The organism is Rhizobium sp. WSM1328 (assembly GCF_057653715.1).
Genome location: NZ_CM172788.1, coordinates 2,051,135 through 2,067,732, shown reverse-complemented (window position 1 = coordinate 2,067,732; position 16,598 = coordinate 2,051,135). Strand labels below are relative to the sequence as shown.

Below are 16,598 nucleotides of genomic sequence, written 5' to 3'. Positions count from 1 at the left end.
TCTCTGGAAAAGGTTTAGCGTTTGTAGGTCGGTGTGACGAAGGGCAGGGCGCTGACGGTGGTCGGCAGATATTTGCCGCGCACCTCGGCGTAGACGAGCGTGCCTGCCGCAGCATGGGAGAGCTGCACGTAGCCCATGGCGACGGGGCCTTCGACGCTGGGGCCAAAGCCGCCCGAGGTGACCTCGCCGATTTCGATCTTGCCCTCGGCATCGGTATAGAGCTTGGCATGGCCGCGCACTGGCGCCTTGCCTTCTGGCTTCAGGCCGACGCGGCGGCGTGCGGCGCCGTTTTCGAGTTCGGAGAGGATGCGGCCAGAGCCCGGGAAGCCGCCGGCGCGCGCACCGCTGCCGCGCCTTGCTTTCTGCATAGCCCATTCGAGTGCGGCCTCGACCGGCGAGGTGGTCGTGTCGATATCGTTGCCGTAGAGGCAGAGGCCGGCTTCGAGGCGCAGCGAATCGCGAGCGCCAAGGCCGATCGCCTGGACGTCCGGATGTTCGAGCAGCCGCTTGGTGACATCCACGGCCTTGTCTGATGGAATCGAGATCTCGAAGCCGTCCTCGCCGCTATAGCCGGAGCGCGAGACCAGACAGGAAACGTCGTGCAGACGGCAGTGGCGCACGTCCATGAATTTCATCGCTGCGACATCGGCCCAGAGTTCGGCAAGAACCGCAACGGCGCGCGGTCCCTGCAGCGCGATCAAGGCGCGATCGAGGACGGTGATGTCGCATTGGTCGCTAATGTGTGCCTGCAAATGGGCGACGTCGGCCTCCTTGCAGGCGGCGTTGACCACGACGAAGAGGTGGTCGTCGACATGGGCGATCATCAGGTCGTCGAGAATGCAGCCGGTATCGTCGGTGAAGAAGCCATAGCGCTGGCGGCCTTCGCCAAGGCCCAATATGTCGACGGGGACCAGGCTTTCGAGCGCGAGAGCCGCATCCTCATAGCTGCCCGACTTCGCCTTCACGATGACCTGGCCCATGTGGGAGACATCGAAGAGGCCGGCTTCGGCGCGGGTATGAAGATGCTCCTTCATCACGCCGGCCGGATATTGCACCGGCATGTCGTAACCGGCGAACGGCACCATGCGGGCGCCGAGCTGGAGATGCAGGGCATGCAACGGGGTTCTTTTCAGGGCAGCAGTATCGTCCAAAAGACGCCTCCGGGGTTTGCGCCTTCTTCACGAAGGCGCGGGCTCAAATCTGAAGGCGCGGTTGCGCGCTTCTCTCCTGAGCCCCCTCTGTCCTTGTGCCTGAGATTGTTATCCCTTCGGCGAGCGTTTCGAGAACGCTTCTCTCCAGAGTTCCGTCTGCCCCTTGCTGGTCCTTTTGCCTGAGAGTTTCCGGGGCGGTTGCTCCTTCGGCACCGGTGGCGAAAGCACCGGCTTCTCCCAACAAGGTTGGCGCAATTATCCGGCGGGTGCAGCACTTGGCAAGACCAAATGTCGTGACCGGGCAAATTTTTGTCGTCTTATTCCCAGCAAGCGTTGATCTCAGGCAAATCTGCTTTTGCATTCCGTGCTAAAACCGGCTATCGCGGCCTTCTGTTGAAGGGGATCTCATGCGGCAGACCGGACTGAAAGCGACGCTCTTCCTGCGCATGCTTTGCGCATTGAGCCTGCTTTTGCTCGGCCTCGCCCATCAGGTGCCACAGGCTGTCGCCGCCGAAGGCTATGATGCCGCGGCCTATGTGCTGCCCGACGGCACCTTCGCCTCGCTCTGCGTCACCGTGAAGGATGCCGACGGCAAGACCGTCGCCTTCAAGCCGAATTGCGAAGCCTGCCGGCTGTCGGCCTCCACCATCCTGCCGACGCCGGATGCGGGCTCGTGGCTCGAGCGCAAACTCGCTTCGCTGATGAATTCGCCGATCGAAACATCAGCCGTTTCAGGCGCAAGCGCTGTCTGCCGGCCGAATTCCCGCGCGCCTCCCATCCTCGCCTGATCTGCCTTCGCAATCCATGATGCAGCATGCCGGTCCGCCCGAGAGAGGTCCGTGGCCGGCGAGGAGACATCCGATGAAAACTATCAAGACATTTGGCAAGACATTCGGGCTTGCCGCCGTTCTTTCCGCGACCGCCTTTGCCAGCGCCGAGGCGCATGTGACCTTCCTCGACAGAGAGGCGACGCAGGACAGCACCATTCTCGCCACGCTGCAGGTGCCGCATGGCTGCGACGGCAAGGCGACCACGGAAGTGCGAGTCAAGCTGCCTGAGGGATTCGTCTTCGCCAAGCCGCAGCCGAAGGCCGGCTGGGAGCTCGAGGTGATCAAGGGCGACTACCAGAAGACCTACGACAATCACGGCGACAAGGTGAAGACGGGCGCGATCGAAGTGCGCTGGAGGAACGGCAATCTCTCCGACGATTTCTACGATACCTTCGTCATCCAGGGTAAGGTATCGGGTGTCGAGGCCGGCTCCTCGCTCGTCTTTCCGGTGACGCAGATGTGCGGCGAGACGGTCACGGCCTGGGATCAGGTGGCGGCGGAAGGCGGCGACGCGCACGGACTGAAAAGCCCGGCGCCGCTGTTGAAGGTCGTCGCCGGCGAAGGTGGCCATGACCATGACGACATGGCCGGCATGGATATGTCCGGTATGAACATGAGCGGGACGGCGGGCATGGGCGCTGCGGCGCCGGCCGGCGAAACGGTCAAGGCCGGCGATCTCGAAGTCTCCGGTGGCTTCGCCAAGGCAATGCTGCCCGGCCAGCCGGTCGGCGGCGGCTTCTTCACGGTGAAGAATAACGGCCAGACGGACGATCGCCTGGTGTCCGTCAGTTCGCCCGCAGCTGGTGAGGTTCAGATCCACGAGATGGTGACGAAGGACAACGTCATGCGGATGCGCCAGCTGAAGGACGGCATCGCCATCGCCGCCGGCGAGACGGTCAAGCTCAAGCCCGGCAACCTGCATCTGATGTTCCAGAAGGTGAAGACGCCGTTCAAGCAGGGCGATACGGTGCCGGTGACGCTGATCTTCGAAAAGGCCGGCAAGGTCGATCTGGTCCTGCAGGTGCTCTCCGCCCAGGGCAAATGAAAGTAGACTCGTTAAACAGAAAAGCCCGCGACTGTGACGGCAGTCGCGAGCTTTCGTTTGGAAGGCGATGGCCTCAGAAGTCTTCGTAGGATCGCAGCGCCTGTTTCAGGCCGGCCTGCGGCTGGCGATTGCCCTTGGCCATCAGGTCGAGGGCCACTTCGGTCGACTGGATGATGCTGGAGGGCTCGTCTATTTCCTCGGTGCCTTCGGCCTTCAACTGCCGGTCGGCAACGCGGCGCGCATCGCGGGCGGCGGTGCTCGTCGCGACACGCTGCGGGATTCGGAGCGACTCGAACGCAATAGCGGCGGTGTTGGCCGATATGGACAGGAGCTGGGTCATGCCGTCACGGTATCGGCACGATCTTGGCGCCATTATAAGAAAATCATCGGCATTTTACCGGATGGTAAGAATTCATACCTTCTCGATTGGAATCGCTGCGGAGTTGCGATAAATCCGGCTGATGATCCAGGCTCTTCTCGTCGCCGTTGGCGGCGCCATCGGTTCTCTTCTCAGATATTATGTCGGCCAGTGGGCGCTGAGACTCATGGGGCCGGCATTTCCGTGGGGCACGCTCGCCGTCAATGTTGTCGGCTGCTTCGTCATCGGCGTCTTCGCCGAGCTGATCGCGCGGAAGTTCAACGCCTCGGTGGAGCTGCGCCTGCTGCTGATCACTGGCTTCCTCGGCGGCTTCACAACCTTCTCGGCCTTCTCGCTGGATGCGATCTCGCTGTTCGAGCGCGGCGAGGCCGTCGCCGGCGGTATCTACATCGCTGCGAGCGTCGGACTTTCGATGGCGGCCGTCATCGCCGGGCTCGCCGTCATGCGCGCTTTGGCCTGATTTCTTTTCCGGTTTCCGTTTTGCTTGAAAATGCTCTAAAGGCTGCGGCAAGAACGCCGGCTCGGCCTGCGCTGCAATTTCCGAAAGATCGTTTATGGCTGGCATAGAACATATCAAGGTTGAACCCGACGAAGCCGGCATGCGGCTCGATCGCTGGTTCAAGGTGCATTTTCCCGGGCTCGGCTTCGGTCCGCTGCAAAAGCTCTTGCGCTCCGGCCAGGTGCGCGTCGACGGTGGGCGTGTCAAATCGGATGCACGCGTGCAGCCCGGCCAGACGGTGCGCGTGCCGCCGATGGATGTCGATGCGAAGCTGAAATCCGGACCGATCGCCGGCAAGGATCTCAAACATTCGTCGGATTTCCAACTCTTGTCGCGCATGGTGCTGCACGAGGACGACAAGGTGATCGTGCTCAACAAGCCACCCGGTCTTGCGGTGCAGGGCGGCTCGGGTGTGGCCCGGCATATCGACCAGATGCTCGAAGCCTGGACCAGCCCGAAGGGTGAGAAGCCGCGGCTCGTCCACCGCCTCGACCGCGACACATCGGGTGTTCTCGTCATCGCCCGCACCCGCGGCGCGGCGCAGAAGCTGACGGCTGCCTTCCGCGAGCGCGACACCAAGAAGACCTACTGGGCGCTGGTCAAGGGCGTGCCGCGCAAGCACGAGGACAAGATCTCGACCTGGCTGGTGAAGGAGCCGACCGCCGACGGCGACCGCATGCGCATCGCCAAGCACGGCGAGGACGGCGCCGACCATGCGATTTCCTTCTACCGCGTGCTGGAGACGGCGGCACAGAACCTCGCCTGGCTGGAGATGGAGCCCTATACCGGCCGTACGCATCAGTTGCGCGTCCATGCCCTGCATATCGGCCATCCGATCATCGGCGATCCGAAATATTTCGACGACGATCCGAATTGGGATTTTCCAGGCGGCGTCCAGAAGAAGCTGCATCTGCACGCGCGTCACATCGACATCCCGCATCCCTCCGGCGGCCGCCTGCGCATCAGTGCGCCGCTGCCAGCGCATATGGTGCAGACCTGGAACCTTCTCGGTCTCGACCTTGCCGGTGCCGAAAGGGACGCCGAATGAAACTGGCGCTTTTCGATTGCGACGGCACGCTGGTCGACAGTGCTGCGTTGATCCACGAAACCATGCGCAGGACCTTCGACAAGTTCGGCAAGCCGGAACCGCGCTTTGAAGACACCAAGGCCATTATCGGCCTGTCCCTCGATATTGCGATCGCCCGCATGCAGGGCAGGCCGCATGTGGAGCAGCAAGATATCGACATGACCGCGCATTACAAATCGCTGTTCTCGATCGTGCGTCAGGATCTTGACTATAAGGAGCCGCTGTTTCCCGGCATTCGCGCGATGATCGACGCGATCAGCGGACGCGATGACCTGCTGATCGGCGCGGTGACGGGCAAATCCCGCCGCGGGCTCAAGGTCGTGATGGAGACGCATGGCTTCGACAAGCATTTCATTGTCGCACGCACCGCCGACGATTGCCCCTCCAAACCGCATCCGGCCATGGTGACGGAATGCTGCGATGAAACAGGCATGAATGCTGCCGACACCATTGTCATCGGCGATGCGGTTTACGATATGCAGATGGCAAAGGCTGCCGGCGCCAAGGCGATCGGCGTTGCCTGGGGCTATGCCAGCGTGGATGAGCTGATCGCCAACGGCGCTGATGCGATCGCCTCCCATCCGAACGAGATATTGCGTCATTTTTCCTGAGGTGAGCCCATGCGCGATCTGCTGAACGACCTTTCCGAAGGCCTGAGCCATCCCGATCCCATCCGCCGCGCGCAGATTCAGATGAAGAAGCCGCTGCCGAAGCGCTTCTATACCGACGTCTCCGTTGCCGAGCACGAGGGTGGTTTTGCGATCACCCTCGACGGCAAGTTGGTGCGTACGCCGGCGCGCCAAGTTCTCGCCGTGCCGACCGAGGCGCTCGCGCGGCTTGTCGCCGCCGAATGGCAGGCGCAGGGCGAAGAGATCAATCCCGTAAGCATGCCGGTGACCCGGCTCGTCAACACCGCACTCGACGGCGTTGCCGCCAACGCGCAGGCGATCTTCGAGGATATATTGCGCTTTTCCGCGAGCGACCTCATCTGCTATCGCGCCGAGGAGCCGGAACTGCTGGTCGAACGCCAGGCCGAGCACTGGGATCCGGTGATCGATTGGGCAGCGAATGATCTCGGCGCCCGCTTCATCCTCGTCGAAGGGGTGATGCCGCAGGAGCAGCCGCGCGAGGCGACGGCCGCCTTCGCCGTCACGCTCGCAAGATATGATAGCCCGATGGCGCTGGCCGCCCTCCACACAGTCACCACTCTGACCGGCTCAGCGATCCTGGCGCTTGCCTTCGCCGAGGGCCGGGTGACGGTGGAGGAGGCTTGGTCGCTTGCCCATCTCGACGAAGATTGGACGATCGAGCATTGGGGCAGCGACGAGGAAGCCGAGCAGCGGCGGGCCAAGCGCTTTGCCGAGTTCAAGGCCGCAGCGGATGTTTTTTTTGCCCTAAGCGCCTGAAACATATTGCCTTCCAATGCATTATGACGAAGTCTGCGACTCCAACGGGGTGGTGCGGGATTTTTGCAATGAATTGGCTGAGGTCGTGTTTTTGCCGGGCGACACTCGTCTGTGTCGCGCTCACGGCCTGCGGCAGTCTCTCGGTCACCAAGCCGGCGGCGCCGGTCTATGATGTGCGCAGTGCCGTCGTTCTCTCCGGTCCGAACATGCCGGCCGAGCTGCTTTCCGGTATCAACGACCGCGTCAACGCAGCGATCAATGCCACCGTGCGCGACACCGTGCTGCCGCGGGTGGTGCTGACGATCCGCGTGGTTTCCATCCAGAAAGGCCTCGGCTTCCAGAAGGACCGCAACGTCGTCAAGATCAGCATCGATGCGGCCTCGGTGGAGGATGGCTCGGTCATCGCCGTCAGCGCCTTCGACGTCACCAGCATCGCTGCCGATCCCAAGCTTGCCGACGAGATCCTGGCTGAGGACGCCGCTGCTAGGATACGCTCGGTTTTCTCACTCAGCGGGCGCGCTCATTAGCGCGACGTTTTAGCCGCCGGATTGCCGCCCGCAGCGGCGAGGGAGATCGCATGAAGGAAATTCTCGAAGAACTGGAACGGCGCCGCGACATTGCCCGCCTCGGCGGCGGCGAGGCGCGTATCGACGCCCAGCACAAGCGCGGCAAGCTGACGGCGCGCGAGCGCATCGACCTCTTCCTCGACGAAGGTTCCTTCGAGGAGTTCGACATGTTCGTCGAACACCGCTCCACCGATTTCGGCATGGACAAGAGCCGTATCGCCGGCGACGGCGTCGTCACCGGTTGGGGCACGGTCAATGGCCGCACCGTGTTCGTCTTCGCCAAGGACTTCACCGTCTTCGGCGGCTCGCTGTCTGAGGCGCATGCCGAGAAGATCATGAAAGTGCAGGACATGGCGCTGAAGAACCGCGCGCCAATCGTCGGTATCTACGATGCGGGCGGCGCCCGCATCCAGGAGGGCGTGGCGGCCCTCGGCGGTTATGCCGAGGTGTTCCAGCGCAATGTGCTGGCCTCCGGTGTCATTCCGCAGATCTCGGTGATCATGGGTCCTTGCGCCGGCGGCGACGTCTATTCGCCTGCGATGACCGATTTCATCTTCATGGTGCGTGATACCTCCTACATGTTCGTCACCGGTCCCGATGTGGTGAAAACCGTGACCAACGAGACGGTGACATCCGAAGAACTCGGCGGCGCTATCGTGCATACTGTGCGCTCGTCGATTGCCGACGGCGCCTATGACAACGATGTCGAAACGCTGCTGCAGGTGCGACGGCTGATCGATTTCCTTCCGCTTTCGAACACCGCGCCATTGCCGGAGATCGAATGTTACCAGTCGGTGACAGAGATCGACATGTCGCTCGATACGCTGGTGCCGGCGAGCTCCAACAAGCCTTACGACATCAAGGAACTGATCCGGAAGGTGGCGGACGAGGGGGATTTCTTCGAGATCCAGACGAGCTTTGCCAAAAACATCGTCTGCGGCTTCGGCCGCGTCGAAGGCTCCACCGTCGGTTTCGTCGCCAACCAGCCGATGGTGCTGGCCGGTGTTCTCGACAGCGACGCCTCACGCAAGGCCGCCCGTTTCGTGCGCTTCTGCGACTGCTTCAATATTCCGATCGTCACCTTCGTCGACGTGCCGGGCTTCCTGCCGGGTACGGCGCAGGAATATGGCGGCCTCATCAAGCACGGCGCCAAACTGCTCTTTGCCTATGCCGAGGCGACGGTGCCGAAGCTCACCGTCATCACCCGCAAGGCCTTCGGCGGCGCCTATGACGTGATGGCGTCGAAGCATCTGCGCGGCGACCTCAACTATGCCTGGCCGACGGCGCAGATCGCCGTGATGGGCGCCAGGGGCGCCGTCGAGATCATCTTCCGCAAGGATATTGCCGATCCGGAGAAAATCGCCGCGCATACGAAAATGTATGAGGACAGGTTCCTCTCGCCCTTCGTCGCCGCCGAGCGCGGTTATGTCGATGAGGTGATCATGCCGCACTCGACCCGCAGGCGGCTTGCGCGCGGTCTAAAGATGTTGCGCAACAAGGATCTCGCCAATCCCTGGAAGAAACACGACAACATCCCGCTTTGACGGCTGCCGGCGAATAAAACTGTCCGGTCAGGTGTTTAGCCACTGTCGAAAAAGTGAACGGCCGTCAGCGATCCGTGTGTTCTATCCTTACGGGGGACAGGCTAACGCTCGGCTCTTATTATTTTAAAGGAGAGGTTTAATGTCATCTTTCGAGCGTCTTTCTGCCTATCGCCCCTATGGGCTGGCCGCTCTCAGAATTATCACCGCGCTGCTGTTCATCGAACACGGCACGATGAAGCTTTTCGCTTTCCCGGCTGCGCAGATGGCTGGCCCGTTGCCGCCGCTGATGCTTTTCGCCGCCCTTCTTGAGCTTATCGGCGGTATCCTCATTCTCGTCGGCCTGTTGACGCGCCCTGTCGCCTTCCTGCTGGCCGGCGAAATGGCGGTCGCCTATTTCATGGCGCATGCCCCGAGCAGCTTCTTCCCGGCCGTCAACCAGGGCGACGCCGCGATCCTGTTCTGCTTCGTCTTCCTCTACCTGTTCTTCTCCGGTCCCGGCGCTTTTGCCGTCGATAACCGCAAAGCAGCCTGAACGATAGACTGAGGGGCGTCGCGACGCCCCTCAACCTTCACATCAGGCGGTAAGCTTCAGACCAGCGATGCCGGCGACGATCAGCGTGATGCAGGCAAGACGGGAGACACTTGCCTCATCGCCAAGCAGCCAGATGCCGAGAAATACGGTACCGACCGTGCCGATGCCGGTCCAGACCGCATAGGCGGTGCCGATCGGCAGGTGCTTCACCGCCAGGCCGAGCAGCACGATGCTCACCACCATGGATATGACGGTCAGCGCCGTCGGCAGCGGCCGTGTGAAACCCTCGGTATATTTAAGGCCGATTGCCCAGCCACATTCGAAAAGACCGGCGAGAAAAAGCAGAAACCAGGCCATGCGACTCTCCTTGTTCAAGAGCGAGGCCGTCCCCGCGACAGTTGCATCCCAGAGGATGCCGCAGTCGTCTGCGATAGCGCTTATATGCGTGAGGAAACGGCCGACTTCAAGATAGGAATCGGCATGGCTGCCATGCCACCCGTTTCTTGCGGTCTACAGCGCCGCGCGGCTTTCAGACGTGCTAAGGACGCTGTAGCAGCTTTAGTTGCTGCATCACGGCTGCCCGCCAGCCTCCGAGGCAAGGCTCTTGGCGCGGCGGCAGAGGCGATCAAAGGTTTCGAGGAAGCGTGAGCGGTCCTTCGGGCTGAAGGCGGCGTTGTAGCCCTTGCTCTCGCCGGTTTCGCGCAAGTGCGCGCCGAGATCGCGCATGGCGCTCGCCATGCCGATATTGGTCTCGTCGAAGACGCGCCCTGTGGGGCCGCTGACGAAGGCGCCGGTCGCGACACAGCGCACGGCAAGCGGCACATCGGCGGTGACGACGACATCGCCCGTGCCGGCACGTTCGGCGATCCAGTTGTCGGCGGCGTCGAAGGCGTTGGAGACGATGACGTTGTGGATCATCGGATCGCGCGAGGGGCGCAGGCCGGAATTGGCAACGAAGGTGACCTCGAGGCCGTGACGTTCCGCGACCTTCAGGACTTCCGGCTTCACCGGGCAGGCATCGGCGTCGACATAGATCATGGCAATATCCTCATGCCGGTTGCGTGGCCTGCTGGCGGACCATATCGATGTGGGGAATGCCGTCTTCCAGATATTCCTGTGACACCGCTATGAAACCGAAAGATTCGTAGAACCGCCGCAAATGGGCCTGTGCTGACAAGGCAATAGGATTTTCCGGATAAAGCCGCTCGCAAGCGGCAATCGCCTCGCTCATCAGTGCATCGCCCAGCCGCTTGCCGCGATGGTCAGGCGAGACGACAACGCGGCCGATCTTCGACGGATCCTGTGGCTCATACGGTTTCAGGATTCGCGCCGCGCCGAGGAGTTCGGCACCTTCCAGCAGCCGCAGATGCAAGGCATCGATATCCTTGCCGTCAAGTTCCGGGTAGGGGCAGTTCTGCTCGACGACGAAGACATCGACGCGCATTCTCAAGAGGTCGTAGAGTTTCCCGCGTGGTAAGTTCATCAAGACTCCTGAGGTCTGCCCTATAGGTGGCCGCAGCCCCCGTCGCCTTGACCTCCACCGGCACTTCGCCGGCCCGCGGCCCCTCCAGCTGCACGGCCATCACTTCCAGCGGTTTTCCTGCCTGAAGGGCAACGGCGGCGCGAACGTCCATCTTGATATCTCCCTGCTGATTTTGTCGGTACCCAGCTGCTTGTCGGGCTGAGCTTGGCATGGTCGGCAAGCCGGGCCGATGTGAAGCCGGCCGCCTGGCTTGTCTCTCAGGCGAATTCCATGATGACGGCATCGACGGCCAGGCTTTCGCCGGCCGCGGCATTGATCTTCGAGACGACGAGATCGCGGTCGGCGCGCAGCACGTTTTCCATCTTCATCGCTTCAACGATCGCAAGCGTCTCACCGGCCTTGACCTCCTGGCCCTCGGCCACCGCGATGGCGACGACGAGGCCGGGCATCGGGCAGAGCAGGAGCTTGGAAGTATCGGGCGGCAGCTTCACCGGCATCAGCCTGTCGAGCTCGGCATGACGCGGCGAAAAGACCTTGGTCGTCACTGAAAGTCCCTGCCAGTCGATGCGCAAGCCGTTCAGAACGGGGCGGATCTGCGCGGTGATGTCGCGACCGCCGACCTTGCCCCTCCAGACAGGGTCGCCCGGTCTCCAATCGGTGACAACATTCTGGCTCCCGCCCTCTATCGCCCCATCGATCGCGATATCCATATCGAAGGGGATGGTGACGAGGCCGTCGAGCAATCTTGCCGCGACGTGGTTGTCGCCGATCTTGACCACCCAATCCTCGCGCAGCGCGCCCGCTGCGGCGCGCAGGCGATCGGCGAAACGTTCGCGGCGGTTGGTCTCGATCAGGCAGGCGGAGAGCGCGATGCCGGCAAGCACGGCTTCTTGCGCCGGGTCCGGTTTCATCGGCGCAAAGCCATCGGGGTATTCCTCGGCGATGAAGCCTGTGGAAAGCCGGCCCTCGCGCCAGCGCGGATGTTTCATCAGCGCCGACAGGAAAGGAACATTGTGCTCGATGCCATCGACGACGAAACCGTCGAGCGCCTGACCCATGGCCTCGATCGCTTCCAGCCGCGTCGGCGCCCAGGTGCAGAGCTTGGCGATCATCGGGTCGTAATACATCGAGATCTCGGCGCCTTCGAAGACGCCGGTATCGTTGCGGACGACGACATTGCCGGTCCTGCCTTCCGCCGGCGGCCGGTAGCGCGTCAGGCGGCCGATCGAGGGCAGGAAGTTGCGATAGGGATCCTCGGCATAGAGCCGGCTCTCGACCGCCCAGCCGTCAAGCCTGATATCCTCCTGGGCAAAGGGAAGGGGCTCTCTTGCTGCGACACGGATCATCTGCTCGACGAGGTCGATGCCGGTAATGAGTTCGGTCACGGGATGCTCGACCTGCAGGCGGGTGTTCATTTCGAGGAAATAGAAATTGCGGTCCCGGTCGACGATGAATTCGACGGTGCCGGCGCTCTGGTAATCGACGGCTCTCGCCAGCGCCACCGATTGTTCGCCCATCGCCTTGCGGGTCGCTTCATCGAGGAAGGGCGAGGGCGCCTCTTCCGCCACCTTCTGGTTCCGCCGCTGGATCGAGCATTCGCGCTCGCCGAGATAGACGACGTTGCCATGCGCATCGGCCAGGACCTGGATCTCGATATGTCGCGGCTCGACGACGAACTTTTCGATGAAGACGCGGTCGTCGCCGAAAGAGCTTTTCGCCTCCGAGCGGGCGCGCTCGAAGCCGTCGCGCACTTCCGCCTCGTTCCAGGCAATGCGCATGCCTTTGCCGCCGCCGCCGGCCGATGCCTTGATCATGACGGGATAACCGATCCCGCCCGATATCACTTCCGCATGGGCGCCATCCTCGATGATGCCGAGATGGCCGGGCACGGTGGATACACCGGCGGCATTGGCGAATTTCTTCGATTCGATCTTGTCGCCCATCGCCATGATGGCTTTCGGCTTCGGGCCGATGAAGATGATGCCCTGTTTTTCCAATTCAGCGCAGAAGGAGGCGCGTTCGGACAGGAAGCCATAGCCGGGATGCACCGCCTCGGCGCCGATTGCCTTGCAGGCGGCAATGATCTTTTCCGCAACCAGATAACTCTCCGACGCCGCGGCCGGGCCGATATGAACGGCCTCGTCGGCCATCTCGACATGCAGCGCGTCCCGATCCGCATCCGAATAGACCGCGACGGTCAAAATACCCATGCGGCGCGCAGTCTTGATCACGCGGCAGGCGATTTCGCCGCGATTCGCGATCAGGATTTTCTTGAACATCGAGACTCCACCCAGAAATGCATCCCGGAGTTTTACGCACAAAACACCGGAACGCACAATCAGGCTTGCGGAGCGTCAGGCGACGGCGGCTTCTGCGACGGGTTCCTCGTCGACGATGCGCAGCCAGCGGCTGCGCCGCGGCTCGGCATAGTCGCGCAGCTCGACGGCAGCCATGATCCCCGCCCAGTGCGGATGATTGGCGCCGCGCAGCGTTGCCTGCTCGATCTGCTGGAGAACGCCGTATTCGACCGACGAGACCGGGATGACGCCGCCTTCGGCGACGCTTCTGAAGATGCGCATCGCATAGTCGATGTCCTGGCGGGTGATGCCCCGGCGATCGATGGCGCGCGACAGCTTGTAGCCACCGATATTGTCGGTGATCGCCAGGCGAAGCTGATCGAGGGCGAGCGCTCTCAACTCGACTGGGACATCGGCCGAAATCTCCATGACGTGGAGAATGAGTTCGAGCTCGAGCGCCGAGTTGACGACACCATCGGTCGTGAACATGCGCATGATCCAGGCGACGTTGATTTCATCCAGTGAGCCCTGCGGATAGGTGTAATGGACGATGAAACCGGCGAGCTGCTCGACGAAGAAAGCGTTCCAGTCGGCACATTTTTCAGGGCAGGAATTGTTGAGCGCCAACATCGCCACGACATCGTCGGATGTCCGGATACCCTCCGGAAAACTATGTTTGCGCAGCAGTACTATATCTTCGGCCGTCAGCCGATGCTTGCCGGCCACGACACAGGCCGGAAAAGCGAGACGAAATTCGCTCATGTTTTAACTCCAGGCTTCATCATGAAGCCGGAGACGGTTTTACCGCCTGCGAATTGACGATCCCTCAAGAAGAGGAGTTAACCCGATATTCCCCGGGTCAGGAAGATTTTAACGATTGCGCCTGCAGCCGCTCGCGCCAGATGATGAAGAGGCCTGACGCAACGATGATGAAGATGCCGATCCATTTGGAAAAGCTCGGGAAATCGTTGAAAAGCGCATAGCCGAGAACGGTCGCCGAGATGATCTCGAAGTACTGGAACGGCGCAAGCAGCGACAGCGGCGCGAGCCGGAAAGCCCGGACGATGAGCATATGCGCATATCCCGAGATCGAGCCGAGGGCGAGAAGCAGAACAAGACCGAGGCCGGAGGAGGGTAAAGAGACGGCAAAATCGGCATTGCCTGAACTGTTGCCGAGGAAAAGGGCGGCCGCCATGAAGACCGTTCCGCCGATGCCGGCCATCGTCTGCATGGTCAGCGGAGAATCGGCCTCGCCGATGGCGCGGTTGAGGAAGAGATAGAGCGAGAACAGAAAGGCGCAGGCGACCGGCAGCAGCGCCTTCAAGCCGAAAATCTCGTAGCTCGGCTGAATGACGATCATCGCGCCGCCGAAACCGACGACAATCGCCGTCCAGCGCCGCCAGCCGACCTTCTCTCCGAGAAACAGCGCCGACAGGGCGGTCAGCATGAAGGGCTCGACGAAATAGATGGCGAAGACATCGGCAAGCGGCATGTATTTGACGGCGACGAAGAAAAGCAGGCTCGCACCACCATGCAGCGCACCGCGCAACAGGTTCATCCACGGCCGTTGCGCCGAAAGCGCCTTCAGGCCGAAAAGGGCGAAAAGAATCGGCAGGGTGCAGGCGATCTGGAAAAAGAATCGGTAGAAGGTCACCTGACCCGGTGACATCGCTTCGAAGGTCGCCATGTATTTGGCGATCGCATCCATGATCGGCAGGATGAGCATGGCGCCGGACATGATGGCCATGCCCTGCAGGGGATTTTGATGGGGCTCTGACATGGCTGCTGATTCTTGCGAGGATGACGCCATCAACCATGAGATGGCCGGGTAATCAAGCCGATCAACCGCAAATAGCTTCGAGGTGAAATCGAAATCGTCGCTTAGAAAGCGTTTCCCTGAAGGGAAATGGTGCGGTCGAGAAGACTCGAACTTCCACGGGTTGCCCCACAGCGACCTCAACGCTGCGCGTCTACCAATTCCGCCACGACCGCATCGTGGTAGGTGCCGATTTGCGTCGGCGGGGCAGCATGTAGCAAAAGCATCTGGGGTGCACAAGGGCGATATGACAGTTTTTTTGAAAACCGCTCACAGCATTTGAATTGGCCCCGAAACGGGTCCATATAGCTGTCCTGCCGCCCCTATTTCACAGGCATTTTGAGGAGAGCGGCAAGGAATGGCCATGCTTCGCACCGATCTCGAATTTTCCATGCTTCCCCAACTCGGCACCCGGCCGGTCCGCTGGCGCATTGCCGACGGCCTCGTCCCCTATGAGGAGGCGGTGGAAACGATGGAGCGCGAGGTGGCTGTGATCGCTGATGGCGGTGATGAGCTCGTCTGGCTCGTCGAACATCCGCCGCTCTATACTGCCGGCACCAGCGCCAATGCGAGGGACCTTGTCCAGCCGAACCGGTTTCCGGTCTTTGCGACAGGGCGCGGCGGTGAATACACCTATCACGGACCCGGCCAGCGCGTCGCCTATGTCATGCTCGACCTGAAAAGGCGGCGGCAGGACGTGCGGGCCTTCGTCGCTGCCCTTGAAGATGTCGTCATCCGCACGCTCGACATGATGAATGTGCGCGGCGAGCGACGTGAAGATCGCGTCGGCGTGTGGGTGCGCCGGCCGGAAAAGCCACTGCTGACCGATGGGGCGATGGCCGAGGATAAGATCGCCGCCCTCGGCATAAGGCTGCGGAAATGGGTGACCTTCCACGGTTTGTCGCTCAACGTCGATCCCGATCTCGATCATTTCGGCGGCATCGTGCCCTGCGGGATATCGGCCTACGGCGTGACCAGCCTCGTCGATCTTGGCTTGCCGGTGATGATGGCTGATGTCGATATCCGGCTTCGCACCGCCTTCGAAGCGGTTTTCGGCGAAACGACCGGCGAAATCTGACTGATCACGGCGGCGACCGGGGCAATTTGCATTGCCTGGCGCATCCCGCAGTCAGGCTCGGCAATCGCTTCACCGTCAGATGCGAGCCAACATTTTAACCTATAATTAGCAATGGCAAATATATACGACACTACAGCTCTGTGAATATGGAAGTCTGAGGACAATGAAAAAAAATGCAGCGGCAAGCTGGTCATTCCTCGATGTGTATTTCGTTCTCGATCTTATCGAGAAGGTCCTCATCGGCTATTTTTTCGTCGGGATCGTCATGCGTGTCCTGCCGCAGATGCAGGACAATCGGGCGATCATCGATTGCCTGCTGATCGTTTCGGAGGGAGCCGCCGCCTTCCTCATCCTCACGCGCCGGCCGACGAAAAACGCGTCTCTGCGCCTGTTCGACTGGACGGTCACCGCCATCGGCACGATCTTCCCACTGCTCGCCGCGCCCTCAGCGACACAGCCGCTAGCACCGCTGGCATTCTGCGGGACGGTGATGGCACTTGGTTTCGTCCTGCAGATATCGGCAAAGCTGACATTGCGGCGGAGCTTCGGCCTGGTGCCGGCCAATCGCGGCGTCAAGATCGGCGGACCCTACAAGTTTATTCGCCATCCGATGTATGCGGGTTATCTAATGACGCATATCGGCTTTTTCCTGACCCATCCGAGCCTTTGGAATTTTGCCATCTATGCGGCGGCCCTTTCCGCACAGTGTTTCCGTCTCTTGGCGGAGGAGCGTCTGTTGAAGCAGGATCCTGCTTACGAGGCCTTCATGAACACGACCCGTTACCGGCTCGTTCCGTTCGTGTTCTGAGACGACAAGCACGTCGATTGAAAAAGAGAAGGGCCGTTTCCGGCCCTTTCTTTTATCGGATCTCGGTCCTTTATAGG

At 61.4% G+C, this 16,598-nt stretch carries 19 protein-coding genes, 1 tRNA gene, 1 pseudogene and 1 riboswitch; of the genes and pseudogenes, 11 read left to right on the top strand and 10 right to left on the bottom strand.

Annotation, left to right across the window (positions count from 1 at the left end; genetic code table 11):
- Positions 1 to 14 precede the first annotated feature (14 nt).
- Positions 15 to 1,151 carry a glycine cleavage system aminomethyltransferase GcvT gene (gcvT, locus tag AC2444_RS10605; protein WP_012757586.1) on the bottom strand — a complete coding sequence of 379 codons (1,137 nt, stop codon included), beginning with the start codon at positions 1,149 to 1,151 and terminating at the stop codon, positions 15 to 17.
- 157 nt (positions 1,152 to 1,308) lie between these two features.
- Positions 1,309 to 1,401, bottom strand: a riboswitch (glycine riboswitch).
- A gap of 157 nt (positions 1,402 to 1,558) precedes the next feature.
- Between gcvT and AC2444_RS10600 the strand changes: the two genes are divergently transcribed.
- A complete protein-coding gene (locus AC2444_RS10600; protein WP_012757585.1) occupies positions 1,559 to 1,939 on the top strand; it encodes a hypothetical protein in 381 nt (126 codons plus the stop codon).
- Between the two features lie 73 nt (positions 1,940 to 2,012).
- On the top strand, positions 2,013 to 3,026 hold the full coding sequence (locus tag AC2444_RS10595; protein ID WP_012757584.1) for a DUF1775 domain-containing protein: 1,014 nt from the start codon (positions 2,013 to 2,015) through the stop codon (positions 3,024 to 3,026).
- Positions 3,027 to 3,099: 73 nt separating this feature from the next.
- On the opposite strand, the gene AC2444_RS10590 is transcribed toward AC2444_RS10595, so the two are convergent.
- Positions 3,100 to 3,366 carry a hypothetical protein gene (locus AC2444_RS10590; protein WP_012757583.1) on the bottom strand — a complete coding sequence of 89 codons (267 nt, stop codon included), beginning with the start codon at positions 3,364 to 3,366 and terminating at the stop codon, positions 3,100 to 3,102.
- A 121-nt stretch (positions 3,367 to 3,487) separates the two neighbouring features.
- On the opposite strand from AC2444_RS10590, the gene crcB reads away from it, so the two are divergent.
- The 7 genes from crcB to AC2444_RS10555 all read left to right on the top strand — a co-directional run bounded on the left by crcB (position 3,488) and on the right by AC2444_RS10555 (position 9,039).
- Positions 3,488 to 3,865, top strand: a complete 378-nt coding sequence (crcB, locus tag AC2444_RS10585) for a fluoride efflux transporter CrcB (protein WP_003539962.1) — start codon at positions 3,488 to 3,490, stop codon at positions 3,863 to 3,865.
- 94 nt (positions 3,866 to 3,959) lie between these two features.
- A complete protein-coding gene (locus AC2444_RS10580) occupies positions 3,960 to 4,952 on the top strand; it encodes an RluA family pseudouridine synthase (RefSeq protein WP_012757582.1) in 993 nt (330 codons plus the stop codon).
- Complete coding sequence (locus AC2444_RS10575) at positions 4,949 to 5,602, top strand: HAD-IA family hydrolase (protein ID WP_012757581.1); 654 nt, start codon at positions 4,949 to 4,951, stop codon at positions 5,600 to 5,602. Before AC2444_RS10580 ends, AC2444_RS10575 begins: the two co-directional genes overlap by 4 nt.
- A 9-nt stretch (positions 5,603 to 5,611) precedes the next feature.
- Positions 5,612 to 6,397: an ATP12 family chaperone protein gene (locus tag AC2444_RS10570; RefSeq protein WP_012757580.1), complete on the top strand. Its 786-nt coding sequence runs from the start codon at positions 5,612 to 5,614 to the stop codon at positions 6,395 to 6,397.
- A gap of 68 nt (positions 6,398 to 6,465) precedes the next feature.
- The gene (locus tag AC2444_RS10565) at positions 6,466 to 6,924 is read left to right on the top strand and encodes a calponin homology domain-containing protein (RefSeq protein ID WP_012757579.1); all 459 of its coding nucleotides are present in this window, start codon (positions 6,466 to 6,468) and stop codon (positions 6,922 to 6,924) included.
- A gap of 50 nt (positions 6,925 to 6,974) precedes the next feature.
- Complete coding sequence (locus tag AC2444_RS10560) at positions 6,975 to 8,507, top strand: acyl-CoA carboxylase subunit beta (RefSeq protein WP_012757578.1); 1,533 nt, start codon at positions 6,975 to 6,977, stop codon at positions 8,505 to 8,507.
- A gap of 139 nt (positions 8,508 to 8,646) precedes the next feature.
- Positions 8,647 to 9,039 carry a DoxX family protein gene (locus AC2444_RS10555; protein WP_012757577.1) on the top strand — a complete coding sequence of 131 codons (393 nt, stop codon included), beginning with the start codon at positions 8,647 to 8,649 and terminating at the stop codon, positions 9,037 to 9,039.
- A 42-nt stretch (positions 9,040 to 9,081) separates the two neighbouring features.
- Here AC2444_RS10555 and sugE read toward each other — a convergent pair whose 3' ends face one another.
- From sugE to AC2444_RS10515, 8 genes and pseudogenes are all read right to left on the bottom strand, one after another.
- Positions 9,082 to 9,396 (bottom strand): quaternary ammonium compound efflux SMR transporter SugE, encoded by a 315-nt coding sequence (gene sugE / locus AC2444_RS10550; RefSeq protein WP_003559670.1) that lies wholly within the window; start codon positions 9,394 to 9,396, stop codon positions 9,082 to 9,084.
- A 213-nt stretch (positions 9,397 to 9,609) separates the two neighbouring features.
- Entirely contained in the window at positions 9,610 to 10,077 is a 468-nt protein-coding gene (locus AC2444_RS10545; protein WP_012757576.1) for a YaiI/YqxD family protein, read from the bottom strand.
- Positions 10,078 to 10,087: 10 nt separating this feature from the next.
- Positions 10,088 to 10,522, bottom strand: a complete 435-nt coding sequence (locus AC2444_RS10540; protein WP_164902788.1) for a GNAT family N-acetyltransferase — start codon at positions 10,520 to 10,522, stop codon at positions 10,088 to 10,090.
- A gap of 25 nt (positions 10,523 to 10,547) precedes the next feature.
- Positions 10,548 to 10,673: pseudogene (locus tag AC2444_RS10535) on the bottom strand (GNAT family N-acetyltransferase); the annotation flags it as partial.
- Positions 10,674 to 10,779: 106 nt separating this feature from the next.
- Positions 10,780 to 12,801, bottom strand: a complete 2,022-nt coding sequence (locus tag AC2444_RS10530) for an acetyl-CoA carboxylase biotin carboxylase subunit (RefSeq protein WP_012757574.1) — start codon at positions 12,799 to 12,801, stop codon at positions 10,780 to 10,782.
- A gap of 75 nt (positions 12,802 to 12,876) precedes the next feature.
- Positions 12,877 to 13,581, bottom strand: a complete 705-nt coding sequence (locus AC2444_RS10525) for a hypothetical protein (protein WP_011652111.1) — start codon at positions 13,579 to 13,581, stop codon at positions 12,877 to 12,879.
- 97 nt (positions 13,582 to 13,678) lie between these two features.
- A complete protein-coding gene (locus AC2444_RS10520; RefSeq protein WP_171815685.1) occupies positions 13,679 to 14,629 on the bottom strand; it encodes a DMT family transporter in 951 nt (316 codons plus the stop codon).
- A 97-nt stretch (positions 14,630 to 14,726) separates the two neighbouring features.
- Positions 14,727 to 14,811, bottom strand: a tRNA-Leu gene (locus tag AC2444_RS10515).
- A gap of 182 nt (positions 14,812 to 14,993) precedes the next feature.
- Between AC2444_RS10515 and lipB the strand changes: the two genes are divergently transcribed.
- On the top strand, positions 14,994 to 15,713 hold the full coding sequence (gene lipB / locus AC2444_RS10510; protein ID WP_017994155.1) for a lipoyl(octanoyl) transferase LipB: 720 nt from the start codon (positions 14,994 to 14,996) through the stop codon (positions 15,711 to 15,713).
- A 163-nt stretch (positions 15,714 to 15,876) separates the two neighbouring features.
- Positions 15,877 to 16,521 carry a methyltransferase family protein gene (locus AC2444_RS10505; RefSeq protein ID WP_012757571.1) on the top strand — a complete coding sequence of 215 codons (645 nt, stop codon included), beginning with the start codon at positions 15,877 to 15,879 and terminating at the stop codon, positions 16,519 to 16,521.
- Positions 16,522 to 16,598 lie beyond the last annotated feature (77 nt).

What these genes read in the sequence shown, in the direction of transcription:
- AC2444_RS10590 (WP_012757583.1), bottom strand. Translation starts at nt 3,366, where the DNA reads ATGACCCAGCTCCTGTCCATATCGGCCAACACCGCCGCTATTGCGTTC.
- sugE (WP_003559670.1), bottom strand. Translation starts at nt 9,396, where the DNA reads ATGGCCTGGTTTCTGCTTTTTCTCGCCGGTCTTTTCGAATGTGGCTGG.
- AC2444_RS10600 (WP_012757585.1), top strand. Translation starts at nt 1,559, where the DNA reads ATGCGGCAGACCGGACTGAAAGCGACGCTCTTCCTGCGCATGCTTTGC.
- AC2444_RS10575 (WP_012757581.1), top strand. Translation starts at nt 4,949, where the DNA reads ATGAAACTGGCGCTTTTCGATTGCGACGGCACGCTGGTCGACAGTGCT.
- AC2444_RS10505 (WP_012757571.1), top strand. Translation starts at nt 15,877, where the DNA reads ATGAAAAAAAATGCAGCGGCAAGCTGGTCATTCCTCGATGTGTATTTC.
- AC2444_RS10520 (WP_171815685.1), bottom strand. Translation starts at nt 14,629, where the DNA reads ATGGCGTCATCCTCGCAAGAATCAGCAGCCATGTCAGAGCCCCATCAA.
- AC2444_RS10555 (WP_012757577.1), top strand. Translation starts at nt 8,647, where the DNA reads ATGTCATCTTTCGAGCGTCTTTCTGCCTATCGCCCCTATGGGCTGGCC.
- AC2444_RS10540 (WP_164902788.1), bottom strand. Translation starts at nt 10,522, where the DNA reads ATGAACTTACCACGCGGGAAACTCTACGACCTCTTGAGAATGCGCGTC.
- AC2444_RS10530 (WP_012757574.1), bottom strand. Translation starts at nt 12,801, where the DNA reads ATGTTCAAGAAAATCCTGATCGCGAATCGCGGCGAAATCGCCTGCCGC.
- crcB (WP_003539962.1), top strand. Translation starts at nt 3,488, where the DNA reads ATGATCCAGGCTCTTCTCGTCGCCGTTGGCGGCGCCATCGGTTCTCTT.
- AC2444_RS10560 (WP_012757578.1), top strand. Translation starts at nt 6,975, where the DNA reads ATGAAGGAAATTCTCGAAGAACTGGAACGGCGCCGCGACATTGCCCGC.
- AC2444_RS10545 (WP_012757576.1), bottom strand. Translation starts at nt 10,077, where the DNA reads ATGATCTATGTCGACGCCGATGCCTGCCCGGTGAAGCCGGAAGTCCTG.
- AC2444_RS10595 (WP_012757584.1), top strand. Translation starts at nt 2,013, where the DNA reads ATGAAAACTATCAAGACATTTGGCAAGACATTCGGGCTTGCCGCCGTT.
- AC2444_RS10570 (WP_012757580.1), top strand. Translation starts at nt 5,612, where the DNA reads ATGCGCGATCTGCTGAACGACCTTTCCGAAGGCCTGAGCCATCCCGAT.
- AC2444_RS10580 (WP_012757582.1), top strand. Translation starts at nt 3,960, where the DNA reads ATGGCTGGCATAGAACATATCAAGGTTGAACCCGACGAAGCCGGCATG.
- lipB (WP_017994155.1), top strand. Translation starts at nt 14,994, where the DNA reads ATGGCCATGCTTCGCACCGATCTCGAATTTTCCATGCTTCCCCAACTC.
- AC2444_RS10565 (WP_012757579.1), top strand. Translation starts at nt 6,466, where the DNA reads ATGAATTGGCTGAGGTCGTGTTTTTGCCGGGCGACACTCGTCTGTGTC.
- AC2444_RS10525 (WP_011652111.1), bottom strand. Translation starts at nt 13,581, where the DNA reads ATGAGCGAATTTCGTCTCGCTTTTCCGGCCTGTGTCGTGGCCGGCAAG.